General features: G+C 58.0%; 22 protein-coding genes and 2 rRNA genes. 16 read left to right on the top strand and 8 right to left on the bottom strand.

Going from position 1 to position 25,231, the window contains the following annotated elements:
- Together ACVWYY_RS04235 and rrf are read left to right on the top strand one after the other, a co-directional pair.
- Window positions 1–166 (top strand): 23S ribosomal RNA (locus ACVWYY_RS04235); the annotation flags it as partial.
- Window positions 167–221: 55 nt separating this feature from the next.
- Window positions 222–338, top strand: a 5S ribosomal RNA gene (gene rrf, locus ACVWYY_RS04230).
- Window positions 339–470: 132 nt separating this feature from the next.
- On the opposite strand, the gene ACVWYY_RS04225 is transcribed toward rrf, so the two are convergent.
- Together ACVWYY_RS04225 and serA are read right to left on the bottom strand one after the other, a co-directional pair.
- Window positions 471–1,772 (bottom strand): bifunctional folylpolyglutamate synthase/dihydrofolate synthase, encoded by a 1,302-nt coding sequence (locus tag ACVWYY_RS04225; protein ID WP_457403182.1) that lies wholly within the window; start codon window positions 1,770–1,772, stop codon window positions 471–473.
- A gap of 76 nt (window positions 1,773–1,848) precedes the next feature.
- On the bottom strand, window positions 1,849–3,429 hold the full coding sequence (serA, locus tag ACVWYY_RS04220) for a phosphoglycerate dehydrogenase (RefSeq protein WP_011433001.1): 1,581 nt from the start codon (window positions 3,427–3,429) through the stop codon (window positions 1,849–1,851).
- A 233-nt stretch (window positions 3,430–3,662) separates the two neighbouring features.
- On the opposite strand from serA, the gene ACVWYY_RS04215 reads away from it, so the two are divergent.
- From ACVWYY_RS04215 to ACVWYY_RS04175, 9 genes are all read left to right on the top strand, one after another.
- Window positions 3,663–4,874, top strand: a complete 1,212-nt coding sequence (locus ACVWYY_RS04215) for an acetate kinase (protein ID WP_457403115.1) — start codon at window positions 3,663–3,665, stop codon at window positions 4,872–4,874.
- Window positions 4,875–4,992: 118 nt separating this feature from the next.
- Window positions 4,993–5,457, top strand: coding sequence for a hypothetical protein (locus ACVWYY_RS04210; RefSeq protein ID WP_414332256.1), 465 nt, complete (start codon window positions 4,993–4,995; stop codon window positions 5,455–5,457).
- A 529-nt stretch (window positions 5,458–5,986) separates the two neighbouring features.
- The gene (locus ACVWYY_RS04205; RefSeq protein ID WP_457403116.1) at window positions 5,987–6,529 is read left to right on the top strand and encodes an FHA domain-containing protein; all 543 of its coding nucleotides are present in this window, start codon (window positions 5,987–5,989) and stop codon (window positions 6,527–6,529) included.
- 424 nt (window positions 6,530–6,953) lie between these two features.
- A complete protein-coding gene (locus tag ACVWYY_RS04200) occupies window positions 6,954–8,975 on the top strand; it encodes an FHA domain-containing protein (RefSeq protein WP_457403117.1) in 2,022 nt (673 codons plus the stop codon).
- A 246-nt stretch (window positions 8,976–9,221) separates the two neighbouring features.
- Window positions 9,222–9,674: a hypothetical protein gene (locus tag ACVWYY_RS04195; RefSeq protein WP_414382795.1), complete on the top strand. Its 453-nt coding sequence runs from the start codon at window positions 9,222–9,224 to the stop codon at window positions 9,672–9,674.
- A gap of 121 nt (window positions 9,675–9,795) precedes the next feature.
- Window positions 9,796–10,731: a 4-(cytidine 5'-diphospho)-2-C-methyl-D-erythritol kinase gene (ispE, locus tag ACVWYY_RS04190; protein ID WP_457403183.1), complete on the top strand. Its 936-nt coding sequence runs from the start codon at window positions 9,796–9,798 to the stop codon at window positions 10,729–10,731.
- Between the two features lie 145 nt (window positions 10,732–10,876).
- A complete protein-coding gene (locus tag ACVWYY_RS04185; protein ID WP_457388468.1) occupies window positions 10,877–12,058 on the top strand; it encodes an RNA-guided endonuclease InsQ/TnpB family protein in 1,182 nt (393 codons plus the stop codon).
- Between the two features lie 127 nt (window positions 12,059–12,185).
- On the top strand, window positions 12,186–13,538 hold the full coding sequence (gene accC, locus ACVWYY_RS04180) for an acetyl-CoA carboxylase biotin carboxylase subunit (RefSeq protein WP_457403119.1): 1,353 nt from the start codon (window positions 12,186–12,188) through the stop codon (window positions 13,536–13,538).
- Window positions 13,539–13,610: 72 nt separating this feature from the next.
- Window positions 13,611–14,591 (top strand): tyrosine-type recombinase/integrase, encoded by a 981-nt coding sequence (locus ACVWYY_RS04175; protein WP_414351285.1) that lies wholly within the window; start codon window positions 13,611–13,613, stop codon window positions 14,589–14,591.
- Window positions 14,592–14,807: 216 nt separating this feature from the next.
- On the opposite strand, the gene ACVWYY_RS04170 is transcribed toward ACVWYY_RS04175, so the two are convergent.
- Entirely contained in the window at window positions 14,808–15,233 is a 426-nt protein-coding gene (locus ACVWYY_RS04170) for a hypothetical protein (RefSeq protein ID WP_457403121.1), read from the bottom strand.
- A 130-nt stretch (window positions 15,234–15,363) separates the two neighbouring features.
- Between ACVWYY_RS04170 and ACVWYY_RS04165 the strand changes: the two genes are divergently transcribed.
- Entirely contained in the window at window positions 15,364–15,999 is a 636-nt protein-coding gene (locus ACVWYY_RS04165) for an exopolysaccharide biosynthesis protein (protein ID WP_457403184.1), read from the top strand.
- A 17-nt stretch (window positions 16,000–16,016) separates the two neighbouring features.
- Here the strand turns inward: ACVWYY_RS04165 and ACVWYY_RS04160 are convergent, their stop codons facing one another.
- The 5 genes from ACVWYY_RS04160 to sufB all read right to left on the bottom strand — a co-directional run bounded on the left by ACVWYY_RS04160 (window position 16,017) and on the right by sufB (window position 21,779).
- Window positions 16,017–17,237, bottom strand: coding sequence for an S-layer homology domain-containing protein (locus ACVWYY_RS04160; RefSeq protein WP_457439655.1), 1,221 nt, complete (start codon window positions 17,235–17,237; stop codon window positions 16,017–16,019).
- A 251-nt stretch (window positions 17,238–17,488) separates the two neighbouring features.
- Window positions 17,489–18,790 (bottom strand): Fe-S cluster assembly protein SufD, encoded by a 1,302-nt coding sequence (gene sufD, locus ACVWYY_RS04155; protein WP_457403124.1) that lies wholly within the window; start codon window positions 18,788–18,790, stop codon window positions 17,489–17,491.
- Window positions 18,787–19,602 carry a Fe-S cluster assembly ATPase SufC gene (gene sufC, locus ACVWYY_RS04150; protein WP_457403125.1) on the bottom strand — a complete coding sequence of 272 codons (816 nt, stop codon included), beginning with the start codon at window positions 19,600–19,602 and terminating at the stop codon, window positions 18,787–18,789. Before sufC ends, sufD begins: the two co-directional genes overlap by 4 nt.
- Before the next feature lie 97 nt (window positions 19,603–19,699).
- Entirely contained in the window at window positions 19,700–20,098 is a 399-nt protein-coding gene (mscL, locus tag ACVWYY_RS04145) for a large-conductance mechanosensitive channel protein MscL (RefSeq protein ID WP_457403127.1), read from the bottom strand.
- A gap of 244 nt (window positions 20,099–20,342) precedes the next feature.
- Window positions 20,343–21,779: a Fe-S cluster assembly protein SufB gene (gene sufB / locus ACVWYY_RS04140; protein ID WP_414349663.1), complete on the bottom strand. Its 1,437-nt coding sequence runs from the start codon at window positions 21,777–21,779 to the stop codon at window positions 20,343–20,345.
- 179 nt (window positions 21,780–21,958) lie between these two features.
- Between sufB and sufR the strand changes: the two genes are divergently transcribed.
- From sufR to miaE, 4 genes are all read left to right on the top strand, one after another.
- Entirely contained in the window at window positions 21,959–22,675 is a 717-nt protein-coding gene (gene sufR, locus ACVWYY_RS04135) for an iron-sulfur cluster biosynthesis transcriptional regulator SufR (RefSeq protein WP_457403128.1), read from the top strand.
- Window positions 22,676–22,950: 275 nt separating this feature from the next.
- Window positions 22,951–24,021, top strand: a complete 1,071-nt coding sequence (locus ACVWYY_RS04130) for a 3-deoxy-7-phosphoheptulonate synthase (protein WP_457403130.1) — start codon at window positions 22,951–22,953, stop codon at window positions 24,019–24,021.
- A gap of 141 nt (window positions 24,022–24,162) precedes the next feature.
- Window positions 24,163–24,609, top strand: a complete 447-nt coding sequence (gene folB, locus ACVWYY_RS04125) for a dihydroneopterin aldolase (protein WP_457395776.1) — start codon at window positions 24,163–24,165, stop codon at window positions 24,607–24,609.
- A gap of 30 nt (window positions 24,610–24,639) precedes the next feature.
- Window positions 24,640–25,221 (top strand): tRNA isopentenyl-2-thiomethyl-A-37 hydroxylase MiaE, encoded by a 582-nt coding sequence (gene miaE / locus ACVWYY_RS04120; RefSeq protein WP_457403131.1) that lies wholly within the window; start codon window positions 24,640–24,642, stop codon window positions 25,219–25,221.
- The last annotated feature ends 10 nt before the right edge of the window (window positions 25,222–25,231 follow it).

The following is a 25,231-nucleotide window of genomic DNA, read 5'->3' as shown; positions in this document are numbered from 1 at the left end:
TAGCCATGTGCGGAGCGGATAACCGCTGAAAGCATCTAAGTGGGAAGCCCACCTCAAGATGAGTCCTCTGTGAAGGTCCCGGGAAGACGACCCGGCAATAGGCTCTAGGTGGAAGTGCAGCAATGCATGCAGCCGAGGGGTCCTAATAGACCGTCCGCTTGACCTGGTTCACCGGTTGTTCTACCGCTTGGCTATGCAGCTTTCAGGGTGGCTAGTATTGTCCTGGTGCCTATGGCGATGTGGAACCACGCCGACCCATCCCGAACTCGGACGTGAAACGCATCAGCGGCGAACCTACTGGCAGGGCGACCTGCTAGCAACCTAGCTCGGTGCCAGGCCCACCACCCTAACCCAATCAGTAGGGGAGTATCTTGATCAAGTGATAGTGGTTGAGAGCTAGTTTTTGTTCATAGCTCCTCTCTCTTTATAAGAGAGGAGTTCAGGTTTTGCATAAGGTTTCACCTGTCAGTTCAACAGGCTAGATCCCATCCCAAACATTCCTGCATCACCTGGCCCAATAGGTACAGGGATCCGCAGATTACAGCTGGTGGCTCAGTGAGGTTTTTCGGCTTGAGCAACTGAGCCCGAAGAGCGGAGAGATTGGGCAGTGCCCGTGCCGAGGCGAGATGAGGCTGCAGAGTCTGGGCTAGCTGAGCAAGTTGCTCGGGATCCGTCCCAGAGTGGCCGGCAATTGGCAGGGCAAAAAAGCAATCTCCCGGCCGCAGCAGGGTGCTGAGAATGCCCTGGACATCTTTGGTGGTGAGGATGCCCACATACCAGGTGAGGGGGCCGGGTTGATGCTCATCCAGATAGCGACGGAGAGCCTGGGCAGCGGGCAAGTTGTGGGCTCCGTCCATCAGCAACTGACGGGATCCAATCTGCACCCGCTGTAAGCGCCCCGGCCAACGGGTGATGGCAAATCCTTTTTCGACAGCGGCATCCGGGATCCGCCAGCCCTGTTGCTGTAGGGTTTCCACAACGGCAAGGGCTACTGCTGCATTGGTGAGTTGTACATCGCCGCTGAGGGGCAAGGTGAGGAGCTGCCCTCGCCAGTGGACGGTTTGAGGCTCTGACCATCGCAGAGGTTCGACCATCTTCAGGGGGCTTCGCAATTGCTCTGCCTTGGCTCGGATAACTGCTGTGACCTCTGGGGTTTGGGGTGCGCACACTGCCGGGATCCCTGGCTTGAGAATACCCGCCTTTTCAGAGGCAATTTGGGGAAGGCTGTTGCCCAAGCGCTGCCAATGATCCCAGCCGATGGAGGTGATAGCCGTTACCACTGGCTCGATCCCAGCATTGGTAGCATCCAGCCGCCCCCCCAGGCCCACTTCTATCACTGCCACATCCACCTTTTGCCGGCGGAAGTACAGCCAAGCGGCAGCGGTGATAACCTCAAACTGGGTGGGAGAAGCCTCGTCAGGGGCATAGGTTTGTAGGCAGTCTCGCACCTGGGCCAGCGCTTGGCTCCAGTCGTTGGCGGAAATGTATTCCCCGTTCAGCCAAATCCGTTCCCGCCAGTCCACCAAATGGGGAGAGGTGTAGCGGCCCACACGATAGCCTGCCGCCCACAACACGTGGCTGACCCAGGCACAGACAGATCCTTTGCCGTTGGTGCCGGCTACGTGGATGGCCGGGATCCCAGCTTGGGGCTGTCCTAGACGCTGCAGCAAGACTTGCATGCGTTCCAGACTGAGATCCACACCGAAATGGCCCAGGGACTCCAGAAAGGCCGGCCAATCCCAGTCTGGGATCTGGGACAGGGTTAGGGACAAGTTGCTCTGGTTCAAGCAAAGACTCCGTCTTGCCAGGGTAGGTGAGATTTGGGATTTTTTCTAGGGATCAACAATTCTAGAGGTTCACTACAAAAGCGTCACGGATGCCCGGCTGCTTGAGCACCTCTTCCAGGATCCCATCCGGCAGGGGATCGTCCAAGCTGAGCACCATGACTGCATCGCCGCGGATGATCTTGCGCCCCACCTGCATGCTGGCGATGTTGACATTGTAGGCTCCCAGCAGGGTGCCAATCCGTCCGATGATTCCCGGCATATCCCGGTGCAGGGTCATCAGCATGTTGGCGGAAGGGGGCACATTCACCGGGAACTCGTCGATCTGGGTGATCCGCACCTCTCGCTCCCCAATCAACGCCCCCGAAACCGAGCGGATCCCATTGGGGCCGTGGGCAATCAACGTCAGGGATCCGGAATAATCTTTCAAAGAGGGATCTCGGGTTTCCACCACCCGGATGCCCCGTTCTTTGGCCTCAATGGAGGCGTTGACGTAGTTGACCCGCTCCCGCAGCGCCAGCGTCAAAAGCCCTTTGAGGGCGGCAATGACGATCGGCTGCCCATCTTTTTCCGCCAGATCTCCCTGCAGGCGGATCTCCAACTGGTTGACGCGATCCCCCGCCAATTGGCCAACCAAGTTGCCTAGGGTTTCGGCCAAGTCCAGGTAGGGTCTGAGGTTTTGCAGCACCTCTGCCTGTAGGCCGGGGATGTTCACGGCAGAGCGGGCCGGCAGCCCCAGCAACACATCGCGGATCTGCTCGGCCACATCAATGGCCACATTCACTTGGGCTTCTTCGGTGGAGGCCCCCAAGTGGGGAGTGAGCAGGACTTCTTTGCCCAGGGAAAACAGCGGGGAGTCCTTCAGGGGCTCATTGGCAAATACATCCAAAGCCGCTCCGGCAATTTGGCCGGATTTCAGGGCTTCGTACAGGGCTTGTTCATCCACCAAACCGCCGCGGGCGCAGTTGATCAGGCGAGCGGTCGGCTTCATCATGCGAAAGGTTTCGGCGTTGAACAGGTTGGTGGTTTCAGGGGTTTTGGGAATGTGCAAGGTGATGTAGTCGGATTCCTGGACCAAAGTTGTGAAGTCCACCAGGCGTACCCCCAGTTGCTCGGCCCGCTCCACGGATAGATAGGGGTCATAGGCCAGCAGCTTCATCCCCATCGCCTTGGCAATCTGGGCCACATGGGATCCAATCCGACCCAATCCGACAATCCCCAGCGTTTTTTTGTAGACTTCTACGCCGACAAACTCTTGCCGATTCCACAGGCCCGACTTCAGAGAGGCATTGGCATCGGGTATGTGGCGGGAGAGGGCCATCATCAAGGCAATGGCGTGCTCGGCAGCGGCAATGGTGTTGCCCTCTGGGGAGTTGACCACCAGGATCCCGGCTTTGGTTGCGGCAGGCACATCGATGTTATCGACACCAACGCCCGCCCGCCCGATGATTTTTAAGTTCGTCCCCGCCTCGATTACCTCTCGGGTAACCCGTGTACCGGAGCGCACCATGATGGCATCGTAGTTGGGGATGACCGCGATCAACTGCTCTGGGGTGAGCTGGGTTTGCACATCCACCTGAGCGACTTGGGAGAGAATGTCGATCCCCGCCTGATCGATGGGATCTGTGACGATGACTCTGGGCATAAGCAGCGTTAGTCCAGTGGGATGGAGGGCAACAGAAGTAGGGGAACAGATTACCCAAAAAATTGGGTCTAAAGCTCCGTCCTACCGCTACGCAGTTCGCCTTGGCCTCAGGAAGCTGCAGGAGGGCTTTAATGCTATGGTCATCCTTAGCGGCAGGGTAGTCAACCGCTCTGTTCAAGCAAGCGGGCTATAGGCCTTAAGCCCAGCAGTGCGAAGGCCAACGAAGACACGCTGTGAATATTCTGGTCGTCAATGCCGGTTCCAGCAGCCTCAAATCCTCCCTATTTCTGACGGTTGAGGGAAGGGTGGAGGCCACGCCCATCTGGCAAGCCCAGGTGGATTTCACCTACAAGCCGGGGGAGGCCCTCATCCAGACTCGTCGGCGAGGCGGTGGGTGGGAATCTTTTCCCTCCGCTTCACCTGAGGGAGGGATCGGCCAACTGGCCCCGCTGTTTCAAAGCCTCTGGCAAGGGGAGGGATCCCTGCTCCCGCAGGCGGCTGAGATCGGCGGCGTCGGCCATCGGGTGGTGCATGGGGGATCCCTGTACCGGCAGCCCACCTTAATTACGCCAGAGGTGGAGAGGGCGATTGAGCAATTGATCCCCTTGGCCCCAGCCCACAACCCTGCTGCGCTGGCTGGCATCCGTCTGCTAAGGCAACTGTTGCCGGGGATCCCTCAGGTGGCCGTTTTCGACACCGCCTTCCACCAGCAAATGCCTCTGGCCGCAGCCCTTTACCCCCTTCCCTACGCTTGGGCTGAACAAGGGATCCGCCGCTACGGGTTTCATGGCATCAACCACGAGCATTGCGCCCGTCGCGCTGCCGAGATCTTGAACCGACCCCTGGAGGAGTTGCGGCTGATCACTTGTCACCTGGGCAACGGCTGCTCGTTGGCGGCCATTCGCGGGGGCAGAAGTGTGGACACCACCATGGGCTACACCCCCCTGGAGGGCTTGATGATGGGATCCCGGTCGGGGTCGGTGGATCCGGGCATTTTGATCCATCAGTTGCGCCAGGGCATGAGCGTGGATGAACTGGATCGGATCTTGAACCGAGAATCGGGGTTGAAGGGCGTTTCCGGCCTGAGCAGCGATATGCGGGTTGTGTTGGAGGCAATGGAGGCAGGCCATGCCCGGGCGGAGCTGGCTTTTGAGCTGTTTGTTCACCGTCTGCGCAGCCAGATTGGGGCGATGCTCATGAGCTTAGATCGGCTGGATGCGCTGGTGTTCTCTGGGGGGATTGGGGAAAACTCAGCACCGGTGCGGGCGGCAGCCTGTGCAGACCTAGGTTTTTTGGGGATCCAGATCGACCCGGTTTTGAATGCCGGATCCCCCCGCAACTGCGATATCAGCACTTCGGATGCTCCGGTGCGGGTTCTGGTGATCTCAGCCCAAGAGGACTGGGCCATTGCCAAAGCTTGCCAAAACCTTTTGCAAGGGGAATAAGCGAAGGATCCCAGGCTGCTTCTCGCCAGGTTCTCTCCTTTCCGCCCGCTGGCTTGGTGGAGACAAACTCTAGACAATAAGCTCAAAAAAAGAAGACCTTTTGGAGTGGAGGAAAACCATGCAGCGAAGGCATGAACGGATCCCATTGCTGGTGCTGCTGAGCAGTGTTCTGGTGGGGTGTGGGGGCACGACCGGCAGCAGCGATCTTCTGCCCCTGCCGCCTCCCATACCTGCTCCATCCCTCACCATTACTGATCTCTCTCCGCGCACCGTCTTGGTGGGGCAAACCCCGACCTTTGTGGTGTCTTTCCGGGTAGAGGCCCCTGCCGGGATCCGGGGTTCCAACGCCTTTTTGGCTTCCGTCACCACCCCACTGGGCAATTTCGTAACTCTGGGAGCTTTTGATGCCGCTCAGTTGCCCGGCTGCTTCGTTGGGGCGACCACCTGCACCGTTACAGGGCTGACCCTGACCCAGAATCGCTTTACCCTCACTCAAACGGGATCCCATCAGCTCACCATCAGTGTGTTCGATCGGCAGGAGCGGCTGGGCAGCGGCAGTTTCCCATTTACCGGAGTGCTTTGAAAACGGTTTGGATAAAGACACAGAGGATACTAGTCTTGCAGGATCCCCAGAAACTCAAAACTCACTCTAGGCCCTATCTCTCAGGTGGATTTCTGAGGCTTCCGGCCAAGGGATCAGGCCACCTCGGTCAAACTTGAACGGCCTCGCCGTTCCTGAGGAGATCGAGTTTTGTTGCTTCAAATCGGGTGGGGATAAAGTCGAGTATGTAGTCACTCTAAACATCATGGTCTAAACATCATGAATGAAACCTTTCCGTCTGGCTCCCCTCTCCCTCTGGAAGAGGAGCTGAGGGTGGTCGCGGAAGCGGCGCGGAGCGTTTGGGCACGGTCTCCAGCAGGAATGTAACTCGGAGATCCCAACTGAGGTGATCTCGATCAGCACAAGCTTTTGGTCGGGGGAATAGGCTACAGTTATCCAAAAAGATAACAATTTTGACGAAAAAGACATCTTCTGCTTTCCCCAAGCTGACCTTTCGATATGCTGAAGCCGATCTAGGGAATGGAGGCGCTGAACTGTGGAGAATGGGATCGTGTGTCAACTCACTTTAGAATGGACCGAAGCCGACCGGCGCCGATCGCAAACGGTTTCGCCTGTCCCCTCTAAGCTGGTTACCATTGGACGGGATCCCAGCTGTGATGTGGTGCTTAATGACCCAACTCGCTCGGTTTCAGGAGTTCACGCCGGGCTTTATTTTGATCCCAAAACCTTAAACTTTCACATTCGCAACTTAACTCGGGATCGTTTGCCTCCTAAGCAGCCCAACCCTGTCTGGGTGAATGGCCGAAAAATAATTCAGGAAGAGCTTGCGCTTGAGGCCAATAGCCAAATTCAGTTGGGGCACATTGTGCTGAGGGTGAAGTCCATAGAAGTGGCCAGGAAGAATCAGGGGGTTCCCCTCAGCCGCGGCACTTTGGACGCCCTCAAGGTTAAGTGCAGCCGCCTGGAAAACCCTCACTACCTACCCCCGGAATATCAGGGCCAGAATTGTCCCTACTGTGGGCATTTGGTTTTGAGCGCTACCTTGGTGATCCCTCCTCCAGAAGCTGGCAAAGCCCCGCAATCTCCTGCCTAGGGCAACGATTCTTCCCACGGATCCCGGCAGCCAATCCAAGTCCATAAGGGATTGAAGAAAGGGATCCCGGGCAAACCAAAAGTGACCTGTGAGGTCGCGCTGTTCTGTGTTTTCTCAATGGCCTGATACATTCACGCTGAACTCTCCTGAACATGGTTCAGGAAAGAAGCGATCGCATCCTGCCTATCTCTGAGCAGGAAGGCGGTATCCCGCAAAGCCCTGAGGAATACCCCCCGAGCGCTTTCCCCCTTCACTTCCCGGCAACCGTTGCGGTGGACTCAAGGATCAGGGGGAAACTTGGTCTACTATATCCCTCTCAATGACTTTTGCCAAACCGCCTAAAGCTCAGTAAATTCAGCAAAGTTCAGGGTTTTGGGGGTTAGAGGCATGCTCTTCATGATCTTTGTAAAGGTGAGCAGAAGCTATGCAAATTCAACTGAGCTGGGAAGATCCCATCACCGAAGAACAGCAGGAGCTGATTTTTCCATTGCCTCTTGCCTTGGGCAGGGAGCTGGCCCAATTGCCACAGGAATGGCAAGGTCGAGAAGTGGCGCGGGCTGTGTTTGCCAGCCAGGAGATCTCCCGTTATCACGCCCTCGTCTATCTCGGTGAGGATGGCCAGGTCATCTATGAAGATCGCAGTGCCAACGGCAGCCGCATCAATGGGGAAAAAATCCGTCAGGCACGCCGGGTGCTCCAGGGGGGAGAAGTGGTGGAGCTTGGCCCCTACAGCATCACCGTGGGTTTGGTGTCCCCCAGGGATCCCAATGCCACCCTTCTGACCGCCACCCCTACTCTTTTGCTGGAGCCGCGCACCGAACTGATTCGCCCGGCCACCCAACCCGACACCGCATTTGAGGTTCCCCCGGCTTCCACGGTGGTTTTTGCCCCAGAGCAGCTTCCTGAAGTGCGGGCTGGCTCGGATTTTCCGCCGCCGGATTTGTTTCGAGCTGAGCAAATTGCCCTGAGCGCCCTCAAAGCCACCGGACTACCTGTGGAAGAGACCCTCTATTTGGCCTTGGGCGGCGGTATCGGCAGCTTTGTCTGGGTGGATACCCTGCGCATCTACGGGGTCAGACCGGAACACATCCGCGTCATCAGCATTGCCCGCAAACCCTACGAACGGTATGAACGGCTTTTGACCAACTGCCAGATCCCCCGCTGGAAGCGAATTCGCTCTGGCTCCGATTCTTGTCCAGACAACATTTGGGGCTGGCCTGGCTATGCTCTGCGGGATGCTTGGCGTTCCTTTTTCTCCGGCCGATTGTTGGAAGCATTCGGCTTTTTGTGGCAGGTATTTAGTGAGCCCTTGTTGGCAGATACCTATACGCCGCGGGCGGGGGATGTATTTGCCTCAATGGATCGGGAGGCAGCCCGAATTGGTTGGGAGCAAATGCTGTGTTACGGCCATATTCGCGCCATTCGCAAAACGGAGGATGGGCGATATGTGGTGGCCTATTCGGCAACGCGGCCCGGCCATACGGATCACCGTTTTATGGTGGCCAAGTATCTCCATTTGGCAACTGGATATCCGGCCATCAAGTTGCTCAACGACCTGCAGGAGTTTCGCGAAAAAACAGGAGATTTGAGATCGGTGGTACACGGCTATGAGCCTCATGATCACGTTTATGAGCAGTTGGAGAAACAAGGTGGCACCGTCCTAATTCGGGGATTTGGGATCGTCGCCTCTCAGGTGATGGAACGCCTTTACGAAGCCCGCAAAGTCAACCCCCGCATCTCGGTGGTGCATCTGAGCCGTGCGCCCAAAAGCGGTAATCGCTTCGGACGAGCCAAACGGGCAGTGGATAACCATTGGGAGTTTCAGCCCTTCAACTGGCCCAAGGGCACTTGGGGAGGAGTTCTGCGTGCCAAATTGGAAGCGGCGACCCCCCTGGAACGGCGCGAACTGCTGGAAGCTTGGGGCGGCACCACGACAGCAAGTCGGCGGAAATGGCGGCGGATCGTGCGGCAAGGGTTGCGAGAGGGCTGGTACTCGATTGTGTTCGGCAAGGTGGAGTCGGTGGTTCCCGGCGACAAGGGTAAGCCGGTAACCTACATTCGAGGTACCCACAACAACACGCAATTAAAGGTGGAGGCAGATTTCGTTATCGACTGTACGGGTTTGGTTTCGGATCCCATGACCAATCCTCTCCTCAACGATCTAATTACCCACTACAACCTGCCCCTCAATCCTCACGGGCGCTTGCATGTCTCCAACGACTTTGAGCTGGTGGAGATGCGCAACCGGGATGGGCGAATGTACGCCGCTGGGATCATCACCTTGGGCGGGCCCTATGCGCCGGTGGATACGTTTTTGGGTTTACAGTACTGTGCCCATCGCTCGGTGGAACACCTGGCTCGACTGCGGGAACCGGGGGTCAAAGGCTTAGAAGGGATCCGATCCCTGTGGCAATGGTGCAAGTGGGCCCTAAACATCAGCCCCTAGCTTGCCGACATTGGGCAACGCTCCTGGATTTTGCCGGATGTTTATGGTTATCAACGCTATTGTTGGCGACACATCATGGCTATTCCCTATCCCGTTGAACCTGGTGAAAGGGGTGTTGCGCTGAGCCCTAACTCTTCTCTACCAAAGGGAGAACGGATGGGGGTGAAGGCCAGAAGATTCTCTCAAACAGACTGGGAGCGACACGGATCCTGATGATCTCGATTGGCAAAACTGCTGGAGGAAAAGATGACTCCGACCCTGATTGGCCGCTGGCAAACTCGCATTTTCTTATTGGCCACCGTTGGTGTTTTGGCAAGTTTACCCTTTTATTTTGGGCTCACCGGACATGGCGGCAGCCTCACCTATTTTTGGGTGCTGTTCTACGTAGGTCTGTTTGGCTGTGTTTGGGATGTTGTTTATAACTACCTGATGGGGTGGATGTGGGATCACGATTGGCCTGGGATCCTTCAGCTTTTGGCCGGCATTTGGGAAGGGCTTTTTTTGGGTACAGTCTTGAAGGTGGTGGGTCTTCCTTATATCCCAACCCAACGGTTTGACTTGGGAGATTTTATTCTCCACTACAGTGTGGTCTGGGTTTGCCTTTACCTCAGCGCTTGGGTGGTAATGCGCATTTTGTTTCCCCGCTGGCGCTTTCGCGGTGGAGAGTGGCTGGGGCCATGGCCGCGCTCCGGCAGCTAGAAAGGGGATCCATTGCCGTTAGAATCGGGCTGGGAGACCTCCCCGGATAAGTCTGTGTTTTGATCAGGTCTGTACAGGCTAAGGGGAGTTGAGACTTGTTGCTGACCCAGATTTTCACCCCATGCAAGCCTGTACCCTGATTGCCCGCGCCAAGATCAACCTCTACCTGGAAATCCTCGGCTCCCGTCCTGATGGGTATTCAGAGGTGGCGATGGTGTTGCAGAGCATTCATTTGGCGGATCGACTGCAGTTGAAGAGCCGTCCTCACGGGATCCACCTCACCTGCGATCGTCCAGAAGTGCCTGCAGATGCCCGCAACCTTGCCTATCAAGCCGCTGAGCTGCTGCAAAAAGAGTGTCACTCTGCCGCTGGCGTGGAGATTCACATCGAAAAGCACATTCCGGTGGCAGCAGGTTTGGCGGGGGGCTCGGCTGATGCGGCGGCGGTTTTGGTGGGGTTAAACCAACTGTGGGGGCTGGGCCTGACGGTGGGAGAGTTGCAGAGTTTGGCAGCCCGCTTGGGATCCGACATTCCCTTCTGTATCCAGGGGGGAACGCAACTGGCCACCGGGCGCGGGGAAGTTTTGGAGCCGCTGGCCGATTGGGAAGGGATCCCTGTGCTGCTGGCCAAGCCCAAGCACCTGGGGGTTTCCACCGCCTGGGCCTATCAAGCCTTTCGTTCTCGTCAGGGGAGCTTGGGAGGGGATGCCCTACCCAAACCCACACTGCCCACCTTGCCGCAGGCGTTGGCGGCTCTCAGCCGTCAGGATCCGCCGGCGTTAGCCAGGAGTTTGCGCAATGACTTGGAACAGGTGGTTTTGCCGGAGTATGCAATTGTAGGGGAACTGCGCCAAGCTCTTCTCTCGGCGGGGGCCCTGGGATCCCTGATGTCGGGGTCGGGGCCAACGGTCTTCGGAATCATGCCCAGCCTGGAGCTGGCCGCCCAAGTGCGCAACACCCTGCGTCGCCAGTTTCAAGATGTGGAGTTTTGGGTGACGCAGTTTGCCCCCACCGGGATTCTGCTGCAGCCGGATCCCTGTAGCCTCAGCCCCAGCTAGGTTGTCGGCTGGATTGGCCGGATGCGGGATCCCCACCTGACCTTCTCTATCCTCCCCTCCAGTTGACCAAAAAAACTGGGTTACAAGCCCCGCCCTTCTAGGGCGGCTTTTGTAAGATGCTATTAGATAGGAAAGGCAACTTTGCATGTACCTTGTCCGCAAGCTCAAGCTAGGCGTCTCAGAGCAACTGCAGCTGTTGAGCAGGGCAGCAGGCGAGCTGTACTCAAAAGTGCTCGTTCACTTTTGGCGGGTCGTCCGCAAGAAGGGATTGTGGTTAAAGCCTTCCACATTCATGCGTTGGTTTCCCAACGACCCTGAGAATACACTTCATGCCCACAGTGCAGACGCAGTAGTGCAAAGCTTCTTTGCCTCTCTCAAGTCCTGGCGGGAACGCCGCAAAACCGACCCCAACGCCCGTCCACCTCGACGCCGTCGGTACTTCTACAAAGTCCAGTGGAAATCTTCAGCCATCCAAGTCGTCAATGGGAAGCTGCGATTGTCGAACGGGAAAGGCAAGGAGCCCCTGATTGTTAACTGGGCTTGGGACACACCTGTTTGGGTAGAGATGGGCTGGGATGGCCAGCAGTATGAGCTGAGGGCTTGCTACAAGGTGGGGGATACGCCGCCGGAAGAAGAGGGGGAAGAGAGCAACGTTGCCGCTGTGGATTTGGGTGAGATTCACCCCGCAGTCGCTCATGAGGGGGGACAAACCTACATCGCCAATGGCAGGCTGCTGCGCTCCAAAAGGCGCTACCAGAACAAGCTGCAGGGCAAGCTAGCTCGACTCCTGGCGCGCAAAAAGCGGGGGTCTCGGCGGTGGAAGCGGCTAGTTCGCTCTCAACGTTTGCAGCTCAAGAAGCTACACCACCAAATCCAAGACATTCTGCACAAGCAGACGACCAGACTGGTCTCCACGCTCCACGAGCGAGGCGTGCAGACAGTTGTGATTGGCGACCTTCGGGATATCCGGATGTCTGCCAACTACAACAAAAAGGCGAATCAGAAGATCCACCAGATGTTGCATGGTCAAGTCCGGCATCTCATCACCTACAAAGCTGAGCGGTTGGGGATGAGAGTGGTACTGCAAGATGAGCGGTACAGCTCTCAGGAGTGTCCTGTTTGTGGACAGAGAAACAAGCCCAAAGGTCGTGTGTACAGGTGTGGGTGTGGGTTTGAGTTCCATCGGGACGGGGTGGGGGCAATTAACATCCGCAGGAAGTATCTGGGCTCCGGCCCAGTAGTTGGGGCCATGGCATCCCCCATAGGGTTGAGGTTTCAGCCTCATGCCCTGTGTAGCTCAGTCGGTAGGAGCAATTCTGCTGGCTGAGAAAGCATCCCCGTCCTTTAAGACGGGGAGTATGTCAAATAGTAGGATGAGCACCTGAACTTAACCTTGCGTTTACAGACCGCTGGCCTTAGCGGTCTAGCTACCTCTTCAGCTTTGAACCTTCCTCATGCCGCCCATCACCAAGATCCTGATTGCCAACCGGGGTGAGATCGCCCTGCGCATCATCCGCACCTGTCAGGAAATGGGGATCCGAACTGTGGCCGTTTACTCCACTGCGGATCAGAACTCCCTGCACGTCCAACTGGCGGACGAGGCTGTTTGCGTAGGAGATGCCCCGGTGGCCAAAAGCTACCTCAACATTCCCAACATCATCTCGGCAGCCCTCACCCGCGGGGCCACTGCCATTCATCCGGGCTATGGGTTCTTGGCGGAGAATGCCAAATTTGCCGAGATGTGTGCCGACCACAACTTGATCTTCATCGGCCCCTCGCCAGAGGCGATGCGCAAGATGGGCGACAAGGCCACGGCCCGCGAGACCATGCAAGCGGTGGGGGTGCCGACGGTGCCGGGCAGCCGCGGGTTGATCACCTCTGAGGAGGAGGCAGTGAAGCTGGCGGAGAAAATCGGCTACCCCGTGATCATCAAAGCCACCGCCGGTGGCGGGGGGCGGGGTATGCGGGTGGCGCGGGATGCCCAGGAGCTGCTGAAGATGCTGCGCACCGCTCAGGGGGAAGCCCAAGCAGCCTTTGGCAACGGCGGGGTTTACTTGGAGAAGTTCATCGAGCGCCCCCGTCATGTGGAGTTTCAGATCTTGGCGGATAGCCAGGGCAATGTGGTGCATCTGTACGAGCGGGATTGCTCCATTCAACGGCGGCATCAAAAGCTGTTGGAAGAGGCCCCCAGCCCGGCTTTGACTGCAAGCTTGCGCGCCCGCATGGGAGCAGCGGCGGTGAAAGCGGCCAAGGTGGTGAATTACGTGGGAGCGGGCACGGTGGAGTTTTTGCTGGATAAAAACGGCCAGTTTTACTTCATCGAGATGAATACCCGCATCCAGGTGGAGCACCCGGTTACTGAGATGGTGACCGGGCTGGATCTGATTGCCGAGCAGATTCGCATTGCCCAAGGTCAACCCCTCACCTTTCGCCAGAAGGATGTGGAGTTGCGGGGCCATGCTATCGAATGCCGCATCAACGCCGAGGATCCCAAGCAGCAGTTTCGGCCTTGCGCTGGCACGATCAGTGCCTATTTGCCCCCTGGGGGGCCGGGGGTGCGCATGGATTCCCACATCTACACCGACTACACCATTCCCCCCTACTACGATTCGCTGTTGGGCAAGCTGATCGTCTGGGGGCCTAACCGGGCAGCAGCCATCCGCCGCATGCAGCGGGCTTTGGGGGAATGCGCCATCACTGGGGTGCCCACCACGATCCCTTTCCACCAGCAGATCCTGCGCCACGAGGCTTTTTTGCGGGGCGAGGTGTACACGGACTTCATCGCTCAGCATTTGTTGCCGGGGTAGGGGCCGAGTCCAAGCTGGAGCTTGCTCGCAGGGGAAGGATAGAGTTGGTTGAGGGTTGCCAGTGGGCTAAAGATGAGGGATCCCCGACCTGGTCAGGTTCGACAGACTCAACCGAGCGGCCCTGTTCCCAGCCTCAGCCATCTGGCGGCGCAATTTTTGCAGGAGCGGCAGCGGGATCTGGCCCCTGCCAGCCGCCGTACCTACCGCATCGCTCTGGAGCAGTTTGCCAAAACTTGCCCGGTGCCGCTGCCCCAGGTGCAGCCTGCCCACGTCCAGTCCTTTTTGAACAGCTTGAAGGGCCGTCCGTTTCGCAACCGCTCCGGCCAGCGGATCCACCCGCCCGCTTCCCCGGCCACCTACAACCTCAAGCGGTTGGCCTTGCAACAATTTTTTGAATGGGCCAGCCAACGGGGCTACCTTCAAGATCCCCTGCCCACTCAAGCCATTCGACCTGCCCGCCTACCCGCTCGTTTGCCCCGCGATCTGGATCGGTTGTTGTTGCAGCGGGTGTTGCAGCGGGCCCAGAACCATTCTCTGCGCTACGCGGCTTTGATTCGCCTGATGCTGGAGTGCGGGCTGCGGGCCCAGGAGCTGTTGGACTTAACCGTTCAAGATTTTCAAATCAGCCCCGAGGGATCCCTGTTGGAAGTGCGCTGTGGCAAGGGGAGTAAACCTCGCGCTGTGGCAGTAGGGGATCCCCTCTCCGAGCTGTTGCAACAGTATCTGAGCCGAGAACGGGGCCCGTGCGCGCCGACGGATCCCTTGTTTGTTTCCCAATCTCGCTGCTTGGCCTACCGGGGGCGCCCCCTCACCTACGATGGCCTGCGGCATATTGTGCTCAAGCTAACCGAGCCTGAGCCGGGACATCAAACCCCCCACCAGTTTCGCCACAGTTTTGCCACCTTGTTGCTGGATCGCGGCGTTGCCCCCGAACACATTCAGCACTTGCTGGGCCACACAACTGCCGCCATGACGATGCGCTACACCCAGCGGGCCAACTTGAGAGCAGCCATCGCCCGTTCCCGCGAGATCTTGAATCAGGGCTTGGTTTAGGGATCCCTTAGTGTGCTATGGCCTCTATTATTTCAAGTGAGACAGATGCAGATTGCTCGAAGAAAAGTGCAAAAAGGCCGCCACCAATACTCCCACCGGCTACAACTGTCCCAACAACGCCACCCAAATAGCAATAAGGACGGGGGTTTGGATCCACAATAACGCCACAATAATGTATTTCCGGCTAATCTTTGGTGCCAACTTGGGGGCGACCTCTCAGCTTTTGGGGATCAGCCGCTTCGGACAGGCAGCACGGATGTGGGATTCGCTCAGGTCGGGCATGAGAGCCAAGGCCCGTTGGGCATCAATCTGGGCTTCGCACACCGCCTCCAACACCTGTTCGGCCATCAGGGAAAGGGGCATATCAGCGGTTTGTTCGGGGTCGGTATCCAGGGAAATTTGTCGGACTCCCACAGGGGGGGGTGGCAACACCGGCGGAGCTGCCTGCGGGGATAGGGTAGTGGAAGTGCCCACCTCCAACTGCGCTTCTGCCAGGGCCACACCGCGCCCCACCATCAACAGGGATCCCAGCAACAGGAGCCATCCCAGCCCATGCAACCCCTTGCTGGACTGAGTCGGATGCTTCTGCTGTCGCTCAAGGCTGCTGATGTTTACGGCCCTCTTGAACCTATCACCGAGCATGTCACCTCTCCGAAACCACCCCTTTGCTCAAGATATCCAACACAACTTGAATTTGCAGTAGGCTATCGTTGGCCCTCCAGGTAGTGCCCACCCGTTGCCAAACTTTGCCCGCTCCAGCCCTGCCCCCTCTATGGCCCGTCTGTCTCAAGAGCTAGCCCGGTTTTCCCGCCTTCCCGACAGCCCAGAGCAACCCGAACCCTCCCCGGAAGGGTTGATCCGCATCGAAGACATTCTAAAACTGGCCGGTGAGCGCAGTTTTGGCTTGTTTTTGGCGGTGCTCTCTTTCCCTTCTGCTTTGCCTCTGCCGGCTCCCGGCTATTCCACTCCCTTTGGTGTGTTCATTCTGTTGCTGGCCCTTCAACTGGTGGCAGGGCGAACCACCCCTTGGCTGCCGAAATGGGTGTTGCAGACCTCTGTTGAACGGAAGCAATTTCAAAAGTGGGCGCAGGCCGGGATCCCGTGGCTGCAGCGGATTGAAAAGATTGCCCGTCCCCGCTGGCGGCAGCTCTGCACCACACGGCTTGGCCAAGTCTGGCTGGGCACCTGGATTGGCTTGATGGGGATTTCCATGATCATCCCCGTTCCAGGCACCAACACTCTGCCGGCGATGGGGGTTTTCGTCACCGCCTTTGGGCTTTTGGAAGAAGACGGGATCCTGTGCAGCTTGGGATCCCTGATCTGTGTAGCAGGAGGACTGCTGACCACTTCCATTTTGATCGGCCTGTGGTTGGGGGGAACAACCCTTTTGGATTGGCTGGGAAGATAGCTATGCCAGCACCGCTTTTATCGGGATGCTGGGGTCAGCGCCAGATCCTGAGTGAGGCGCAGCTCGATCACCTGATTGGGATCCAGCACCACCACCTGTGGTGCCGTTACATTGCCAATTACCGCTCCGGCCACCCCCGCCCCCAGCACTTCTTCTGTGGCAATGGCATTGTCTCCGGTTACCAAGCCGAGAATGGCGCCCGCTGCCGCGCCGATGGCTGCATCCTGAATGATTTTGCCTGTGGTGGTGTAGCGGGGATCCTTGACATCGTGAATGATGTCTGACTGGGCAGCCAAGGGGAACAGTTGGTTGTTGACGATAATGCTTTCCGCCACAAAACGGGTGCCCCCTGGGGCCGGCTCAAAGCGGCCATCCACCCGCGAGCCAAAAGGCACCAGAATATCCCCCTGGGTGTTGCGAATCGGGTTGCGGACGATCAAAGACATGGGCCGGGTTTCGTTGGGGGCAATGAAGAGGCGCTCGTTGAAGGGGGTGGTGGTTTGCATCAGGGTGCCCGCCGCTAGGGTGGAAAGGCGCAGGTCAAAGCCTGGCTGGGAACCGGAGGGCAAGCCCCCTGGGTTTTGTGCCACCAAGGATCCCCGGCTGAGCATGGCCTGGTGGGTGAAGGCTGCTACCTCGGCACGGGTGGCGGGGCGGTTGGGTTCCAAGAGCATCGGGTCTGGATAATTGACAATCAACCCGGCGCGGTTGGCTGCCGCAAGTTGTGCCAGGGCCCAATTGGGGATGGCTGCCGCATCTCGGTAGCGGCTGAAGAGATCTCCGGGCTGAGCGGCTGGGATCGCTCCCGTGTTGCCAATGGCGTTGGTCAAAACCACCAGCGCTTCGGTGCGGGTAACGGGCTGCTCAGGACGGAAGGTGCCATCGGGAAAGCCTGCCACCAGGTTGTTGGCTGCTGCCGTCGAGATGGCGCTGGCTGCCCAGTGGGTGGGGGGCACATCCCGGAAGCCGATGAAAGTACCGGAGGTATTGCGGAGGCGGAAAGCGGTATTGACAATGGTGGCAAACTGAGCGCGGGTAACCGGCTCATTGGGGCGGAAGGTGCCATCGGGGAAGCCGTTCAACACTCCTTGAGCGGAGAGGGTCTCAATGTAGGCTTGGGCCCAGTGACCAAAGGTGTCGCGGAAGGGAGCGGCCATGGCCACCTGGCAGTGGATGCCCAAGACAGCTCCCGATAGGAGTATGCCTGCTGCACGTGGAGTTAAAAGAGAGGGAAACATCGTTCGTTCACCGAGTTGTCGTAGCGCCCATCGCTGGGTCAATGGCTACTCTTATTCTGGCTATTTCCTCAGTGATGACAATGGCTAAAACCCTTACTCTGAGGTAATTTGAGCGTTTCTAACCTAAGATTTGCAGCAAAACGCAACTGCAGAAGATTGATAAGGAAACCCCTAAATCTCTGTTGCGTCAGTGCTGCCTATCCATTACGCCCCAGCCTGGCCACTCTTGAGGGTCATGGGGGAGCAACAACCTATTGGTTGAATCCATGGGATCCCAACTGGCGGGCCACCAGGGCGGGAAGTTGAGCCAACGGGATCCCTTCCAGAACTTCTGCCGCAAAAGCGCAGGTGAGGAGTTGCCTGGCCTCAGCTTGGGGAATACCCCGGCTTTGCAGATAGAAGATCTCTTCCGCCTCCAGTTGGCTGACGGTGGCCCCATGGGCGCATTTGACGTTATCGGCAAAGATCTCCAGTTGCGGCTGGGTGTCGACCCGGGCTTTGGGGCCTAGGAGCAGGTTGCGGTTGGTCTGGGCGGCGTCCGTCAGTTGGGCCTCTCGGCTCACCAGAATCCGTCCGCTGAAGACCGCATGGGCCGTCTCGTCCACAATGCACTTGTGCAATTGGCGGCTGCTGCCGTGGGGGGCCTGATGCACCAGGCGGGAGTGGGTGTCGCTGTGCTGGGATCCCTTCAGCAGCGTTAGCCCCTGCAGTTGGGTGTGGGCCTGGGCTCCGGCTTGGGTGATCTCCAGGTTGTGGCGAGAAAACTGGGATCCCCACTGAATGGCCTGGAGGCGGTAGTGGCTGTTGCGGCTTTGGCGCACGGCGGTCTGGTTGATGTGAAAAGCCTGAGACCCCTGCCGCTGCAGGATCACATGGTGCAAGCGGGATCCCTCTGCCAAGAGGATCTCGGTTACAGCGTTGCCAAAGGGGATCCCGGATCCCAGGGATACATGATCTTCGATCAGCGTGAGGGAGCTGTGGGCTTGCAAAGACAGCAGGCAGCGGGGCTGGGCCAAAACGGCCTCTCCCTCAGGAGCCACCGTTATGAACAGCAGGTGCAGCGGTGACGGAACTTCCTGGCCGGGCTGTAGGCCAATCTGGATCCCATCTCCCAGATGAGCGGTGTTGAGGGCCGTAAACACATCCGTCTTGGCCAGGGTTTGCAGCAACTCCCCTGGGGCTTGGGCTAAAGGGATCACCTGCAAAGCGGTGGGCAGGCCGCTCAAATCAGAAAGCTGGGGGGCAAAGTAGCCGTTGACGAACACGGCGCGGCTATAGCTGGCTTCCGGCCAAAGCCAGGGCTCTAGGGTTGCCGCATCCAGAGCCGGATCCGCCGCGACAGCCAGGCGAAACTCGTGGGCCAGCAGCGGCGAGAGATCGCTGTATTTCCAATCTTCTTCCCGTGGGGTCGGGATCCCCAGTTCGGCCAGTTGGGCGCGGGCCTGCTGCCTAAGGGTGGTGTAGGGATCCTGCCTTTCCGGGATTTGGCCGAGGATGTGCTCCAGGAATAGGCGGCTCTCTGGGGCAAAAGGTTTGGGCAAGGTGGCGCTCATCCCTCTTCCTCCCGCCGGGATGTTGCGGCTGCTGATTCTTGGCCCAACTGAGTTTTGATCCAGTCGTAGCCCCGTTCCTCCAGCTCCAGCGCCAAGGTCTTGTCCCCACTGATGACGATACGACCCCCCTCCATCACGTGCACGTAGTCGGGGGTTACATAGTCCAGCAAGCGTTGGTAGTGGGTGATCAAGAGCATGGCATTCTCAGGGCCGGCCAGTCGGTTGATGCCGTGGGCCACAATGCGCAGCGCGTCGATATCCAGACCGGAATCCGTCTCGTCCAAAATGGCCAGCGTAGGCTCCAACACCGCCATTTGCAGGATCTCGTTGCGCTTTTTCTCGCCGCCGGAAAAGCCCTCATTCACAGAGCGCTCCAAAAAAACGGGATCCATTTTGACAATATCCAACTTTTCCCGTACCAGGTCGTCAAAATCCAGAGCATCCAGTTCCGGCTGATCCCGATATTTCTGGCGAGCGTTGTAGGCGGCGCGCAGGAAATCCAAGTTGCTCACCCCTGGGATTTCGATGGGGTATTGAAATGCCAAAAAGATCCCTGCCCAAGCCCTCTCTTCTGGCTCCATCTCCAAGAGATTTTTTCCCAGGTAGAGGATCTCGCCCCCCGTCACCCTGTAGTCGGGGTGGCCGGCTAAGATCTTGGAAAAAGTGCTTTTTCCAGAACCATTGGGGCCCATGATGGCGTGGATTTCTCCGGCGCGAATTTCCAGGCTCAACCCCTTGAGAATGGGGGTGCCGTCGATCTCGGCGCTGAGATCTCGAACGGATAAGATGACAGGGCTGTTTTCACGGATCATGGCTAGACTCTAGGGTTGACACCGAAGGGCAGGAGCTGAAAAGTTAAGGGATCCCTAAACCAGGTTCGGATTTTGGGTCTAAGGATCCCCTGTAGCTCTATTGGGAGCGGCGATTGAGGATGTCCCGAATTTCTGCCAGCAAGACCACTTCTGGTGGGGGCAATGTGGGAGGAGATTCTTCCTCCTTTCGCTGTAGGGTGTTGATCGCCTTCACCAGTAAGAAGATGGCAAAAGCGATAATCACAAAATCAAACACAGCTTGCAGAAAGCTACCGTAGTTAATCGTAACTGGGTCTTCAGGACTTCCACCGATTTTCCAGACCAAGTTCTGGAAGCTCACTCCACCAATCATCAAGCCTAAAACCGGAGTAAATAGATCTGCTACAAAAGAAGTCACAATCTTCCCAAAAGCACCTCCAATAACAACGCCAACAGCCAAATCTAAGGCATTGCCCCGGCTGATGAACTTTTTGAACTCCTCCAGAAATGCCCTCATGGGGAACTTCTCCTGCCTAGCCTTACGGTTCAAAACTCCTTGATTATCTCCTCTCCCCCCCTGCATCCATGCGCTGTTTGCAACGTCGCCAAGCCCTTGGGCCGCCTCTGGCTTCAGGGGATCACAGCCCTCTGCCTTGGGAGTTACCTAACCCCTTACCCTTCTCCTGAAAATGGCAGCGCCTGCTCCCACAGCGTGTCAGCGGCCTCGCCCACTTGCTCAGCTTCGCATTGGGAGCAATCCCCTAGCCGACGGATCCCTCTAACTTTAGGCTCAGCAATCGATCGGCTTCTACAGCAAACTCCATCGGCAGTTGGTTGAACACTTCTCGGCAGAAGCCGCTGATGATCATGGACACAGCATCTTCCGCAGAGATGCCGCGGGACTGGAAGTAGAACAATTGCTCTTCTCCAATCTTAGAGGTGGAAGCTTCGTGCTCCACTTTGGCGGTGTTGTTTTGCACCTCAATATAGGGGAAGGTGTTGGCGCTGCACTGATCCCCAATCAACATGGAATCGCACTGGGAAAAGTTGCGGGCACCTTCCGCTTTCGGCCCGATTTTGACCAGGCCGCGGTAGCTGTTTTTGGAGTGCCCAGCCGAGATCCCTTTGGAGATAATTTTGCTGCGGGTGTTGCGGCCCACGTGAATCATCTTGGTGCCGGTATCGGCCTGCTGGTAGTTGTTGGTGAGGGCAACCGAGTAAAATTCGCCCACCGAGTTTTCCCCCACCAACACGCAGCTAGGATATTTCCAAGTGATGGCGGAGCCGGTCTCCACTTGCGTCCAGGAGATCTTGGAGTTTGCCCCCTGACACAGGCCGCGCTTGGTTACAAAGTTGTAAATGCCCCCTTTGCCGTTTTCGTCGCCGGCATACCAGTTCTGTACCGTCGAGTACTTGATCTCGGCATTGTCTAGGGCAATTAACTCCACCACCGCCGCATGCAGTTGGTTGGTGTCGAACATGGGGGCAGTACACCCTTCCAAGTAGCTGACGTAGGATCCCTCGTCGGCAATGATCAAGGTGCGCTCAAACTGGCCCGATTCGCCGTTGTTGATGCGGAAATAGGTGGAAAGCTCCATGGGACAGCGCACCCCTTTGGGCACATAGACAAAGGATCCATCACTGAACACTGCCGAGTTCAGCGCCGCGTAGTAGTTATCAGCAATGGGAACCACACTGCCCAAGTACTTGCGCACCAGCTCCGGATACTCCCGCAGTGCCTCCGACATGGAGCAGAAGATCACGCCTTCCTTGGCCAGCTTCTCCCGGAAGGTGGTGGCCACCGAGACGCTGTCGAAAATGGCATCCACCGCCACATTGGCCAGCCGCTTCTGTTCAGACAAGGGGATCCCCAATTTCTCGAAGGTCTCCAACAGCACCGGATCCACTTCGTCCAGGCTCTTTTTCTTGGGCTGCACCTTGGGGGCCGAGTAGTAGACAATGTTTTGGTAGTCAATGGGCGGGTAGCTGACGTTGGGCCAGGTGGGCTCGCTCATCTTCAGCCACTGGCGGTAGGCCCGCAGCCGGAACTCTAGCATAAAGTCCGGCTCCCCTTTCTTGGCCCAGATCTGCCGAATCACCTCTTCGTTCAAGCCTTTGCCAATCGACTCAGAGGGGATGTCGGTTACAAAGCCGTACTTGTAGGGCTGGTTGACCAGGGCGCGGACGCTCGTAGACATGGATGGCTCTCGGGTAGTGACAGGGTAGAAACGCGACTAAGACAGATGGCCAAATAAAACAACAGAGTTGTTGTTTAACTGATCCTCAGGTTACTTTAGCAATGATCCCGTTGTCAAAATAGCAGAGAGCTGTGCTGGCAGCGGCAGCCGATTAACCCAGTCTAACCAGGAGGGCGAGGGTGGACAGCACGCGCAAGATCACCGGGCAGGTCGCTCAACCCGCTTCGAGTAAGCAGGCCATCTTGGTCTATCTGCGCAAGGCGGGGCAGGCCAACGCCCAAACTCTGGCAGAGCACCTGCGCATTTCTCCCCAGGCCATCCGCCGCCACCTCAAGGATCTGGAGGCAGAGGGGTTGATCCAACATATCGCTCAACCCAATGGCCTAGGCCGCCCCCAGCATCTCTATCAGCTCAGTCCCTTGGGAGAAGAGCAATTTCCCGCCAGCTACGATGAGTTTGCCCTTGGTCTGCTCAACACCCTGGCCGAAACCCTGGGCTCCGAGCAGATGGGATCCCTTCTCCACCACCAGTGGCAGCGCAAAGCCCGGGAGTATCAGGCCCAACTGGGATCCGGATCCCTGCGGGAGCGGCTGGAGCGCTTGGTGCAGTTGCGCCAGGCAGAGGGTTACATGGCGGAGTACTACCCCTATCCTGCCGACCTGACTGTGCCGCTAGCAGCAGAGGGATCCGAGCCTTACGTCGAGCAGTATGTGTTGGTTGAGCACAATTGCGCCATTGCTCAGATTGCCCACACCTTTCCCAGCGTCTGCGGCCACGAACTGGAGATGTTTGCTGCCGCCTTGCCCGATTGCCGGGTAGAGCGCATCACCTGGCAGGTGCAGGGAGAACACCCCTGCGGCTACTGGATTGCCAAGCCGGCGGCTCGGTCGACTTAAGACTTCCCCAGGAAACCGGATCCCTGAGGTGTCAAACGAGGTTTTTTCGGGTATAGTTATCTCGTACAGGTTTTAAGTTTGTTCTCCGCATGGTCTGGCGCGCTTCCTTTTTTGGCTACTTTAGCTTTCCCTGGCAACGACCAGGGCAGAAGGGTGGCGCGTAAACTAAAGACCTAGGTTTACCCGAGTCAGTCCTGAAGCCCTGAGCCCAGCGCCAGGGCTTTTTTGATGGCTCGACGACCCCATCCACCCACTTGCACACTAAGGACAGTTCCATGCCCCCCCAAACCGACAATTGCAATATCCAAGAGGTGACTCCCTTGATTGCCCCTGCTGCTGTCAAGGCCAAGCTGCCCCTTACGGAAACGGCAGCCCAGGTGGTGCTCTCCACTCGGCAAGCCATCCGCGACATCATCCACGGACGGGATCTCCATCGCTTGGTGGTGATCGTCGGCCCCTGTTCCATCCACGATCCCGCAGCGGCTCTGGAGTATGCCCATCGCCTCAAGCGGGTGGCCGACCAAACTCGGGAGCACCTGGTGATCGTTATGCGCACGTATTTTGAGAAACCCCGCACCACGGTGGGCTGGAAGGGCCTGATCAACGATCCCCACCTGGATGGCTCCTGCGACATTGCCACCGGCCTGCAACTGGCCCGTTCCATTCTCCTGCAGATCAACGAGCTGGGCCTGGCCTGTGCTACCGAGATGCTGGATCCGGTGACCCCTCAATACACGGCGGATCTGGTGAGCTGGGCGGCCATTGGCGCCAGAACCATCGAAAGCCAAACTCACCGGGAAATGGCCAGCGGTCTCTCCATGCCTGTGGGCTTCAAAAACGGCACCGATGGACGGCTGGAAATCGCTCTCAATGCCATCCTCTCCGCCAGCCATCCCCACAGTTTCTTGGGCATTGGCCAAGATGGCATGACGGCTCTGGTGAAAACCACCGGCAACCCGGATCGGCACATCGTGTTGCGGGGGGGAGGGGGCAAGACCAACTACGGCCCGGAAGATGTGGCGCGGGCGGCACTGCTGATGAAGGATCAAGGGATCCCTCGCTCGGTGATGGTGGACTGCTCCCATGACAACTCCCACAAAAATTACCGCAACCAGGGATCCGTCTGTCGGGCGGTGCTACAGCAGTACCAGGCGGGGCAGCGGGCTCTGATGGGGCTGATGCTGGAGAGCAACCTCTATCCGGGCAAGCAAACCTGGCAGGAAGGGGCGCCGCTCCAGTACGGGGTTTCCATCACCGATGGCTGCATCGGCTGGGAAGAGACGGAAGATCTGTTGTGGGAGATGGCAGCGACCGTAGAGGGAAGAGCGTTGGCCCTCAGCCGCTGAGGGACGGGGATCCCGGAGTTTGTTAAAGAATCAAAAAGGAAATGGGAACAGGGGGCAACCGGCTCCTAAGGTCGAGCCAAGGTTTCGTTGTTTCGTCAGGCCCTGTGGGATGGGGTCTCCAGGTCGAGCTGGGAGGTTGTGATGGAGCTACAGATCCCCACCAGTGTCAGCAGCAACAGTCAGCAGCCCTATCCAGATCCCGATCGGATCCCTCGGCGACCCCCCGAGCAGTTGCGGGATCGGCTGATCGTCTCCGGCCTGCGCTACTACGGTTATACCGGTTTTGATGAGGCGGAACGGGCTTTGGGGCAATGGTTTGAGGTGGATTTCGAGTTGTGGGCGGATCTGCGCCCGGCTGCTCTCAGCGGCCAACTGTGTGATAGCCTCGACTACCGTTCTGCAGTGGCCGGGATTGCGGAACTGGTGAAAAGCAATCAGTTTGTGCTGATCGAGAGCTTGGCGGAGGCGATTGCCGAAATGGTGCTGCGGGAGACAGGGGCCAGCAAAGCTAAGATCCGATTGACCAAGTGTCATCCCCCGATCCCGGAGCTGACGGGGCGGGTTACTGTGGAGATTGTTCGTCCCTAGAACTTCTCTTAACCCTTTCCTACCGACCCTGTGCTTGCTCTAGAACTTGCTTCTCGTACCTCTGAGGACTGGATCGAACAGGCTACCCGGCACATCGATCTGGTCTTGCTAGACCACGCCAATTGTGAGAAAAAAGCAGCGGGCAACGCCCTCAGCTTGCTGTTTCGCTACCCGGCTAATGGGCGTTTGGTGGAAACCCTCTCGCCGCTGGCGCGGGAGGAGCTGCAGCATTTTGAGCGGGTGCATCGCCACCTGCAACGGCTGGGGATCCCCATCAAGCCCTTGTCGGCTGCGCCCTATGCGGGTCGCCTGAACCAACACCTGCGCCGCTCCGAGCCAGAGCATCTGTTGGATACCCTGCTGGTGGCAGCCATCATCGAGGCCCGCAGCCACGAGCGCTTGGGCCTGCTCGGGATCCACGCGCCCGACCCAGAGTTGCGGCAGTTTTACCTGTGGCTGGCGGCTGCGGAGGAGCGCCATTGGCAGCTTTATTTGGATTTGGCGTTGGATCAGTTCCCTGCCGATCAGGTGCAGGAGCGGCTCGATACTCTACTCCAGGTGGAAGCCGAGATCTTATCCACCCTTCACCCCGAACCCCGTGTTCACAGCTAGCCCCACTCCG

The organism is Thermostichus sp. MS-CIW-34 (assembly GCF_054060435.1).
Note: the sequence above shows the minus strand (reverse complement) of the source record. Positions and strands in the feature narration are given on the sequence as shown.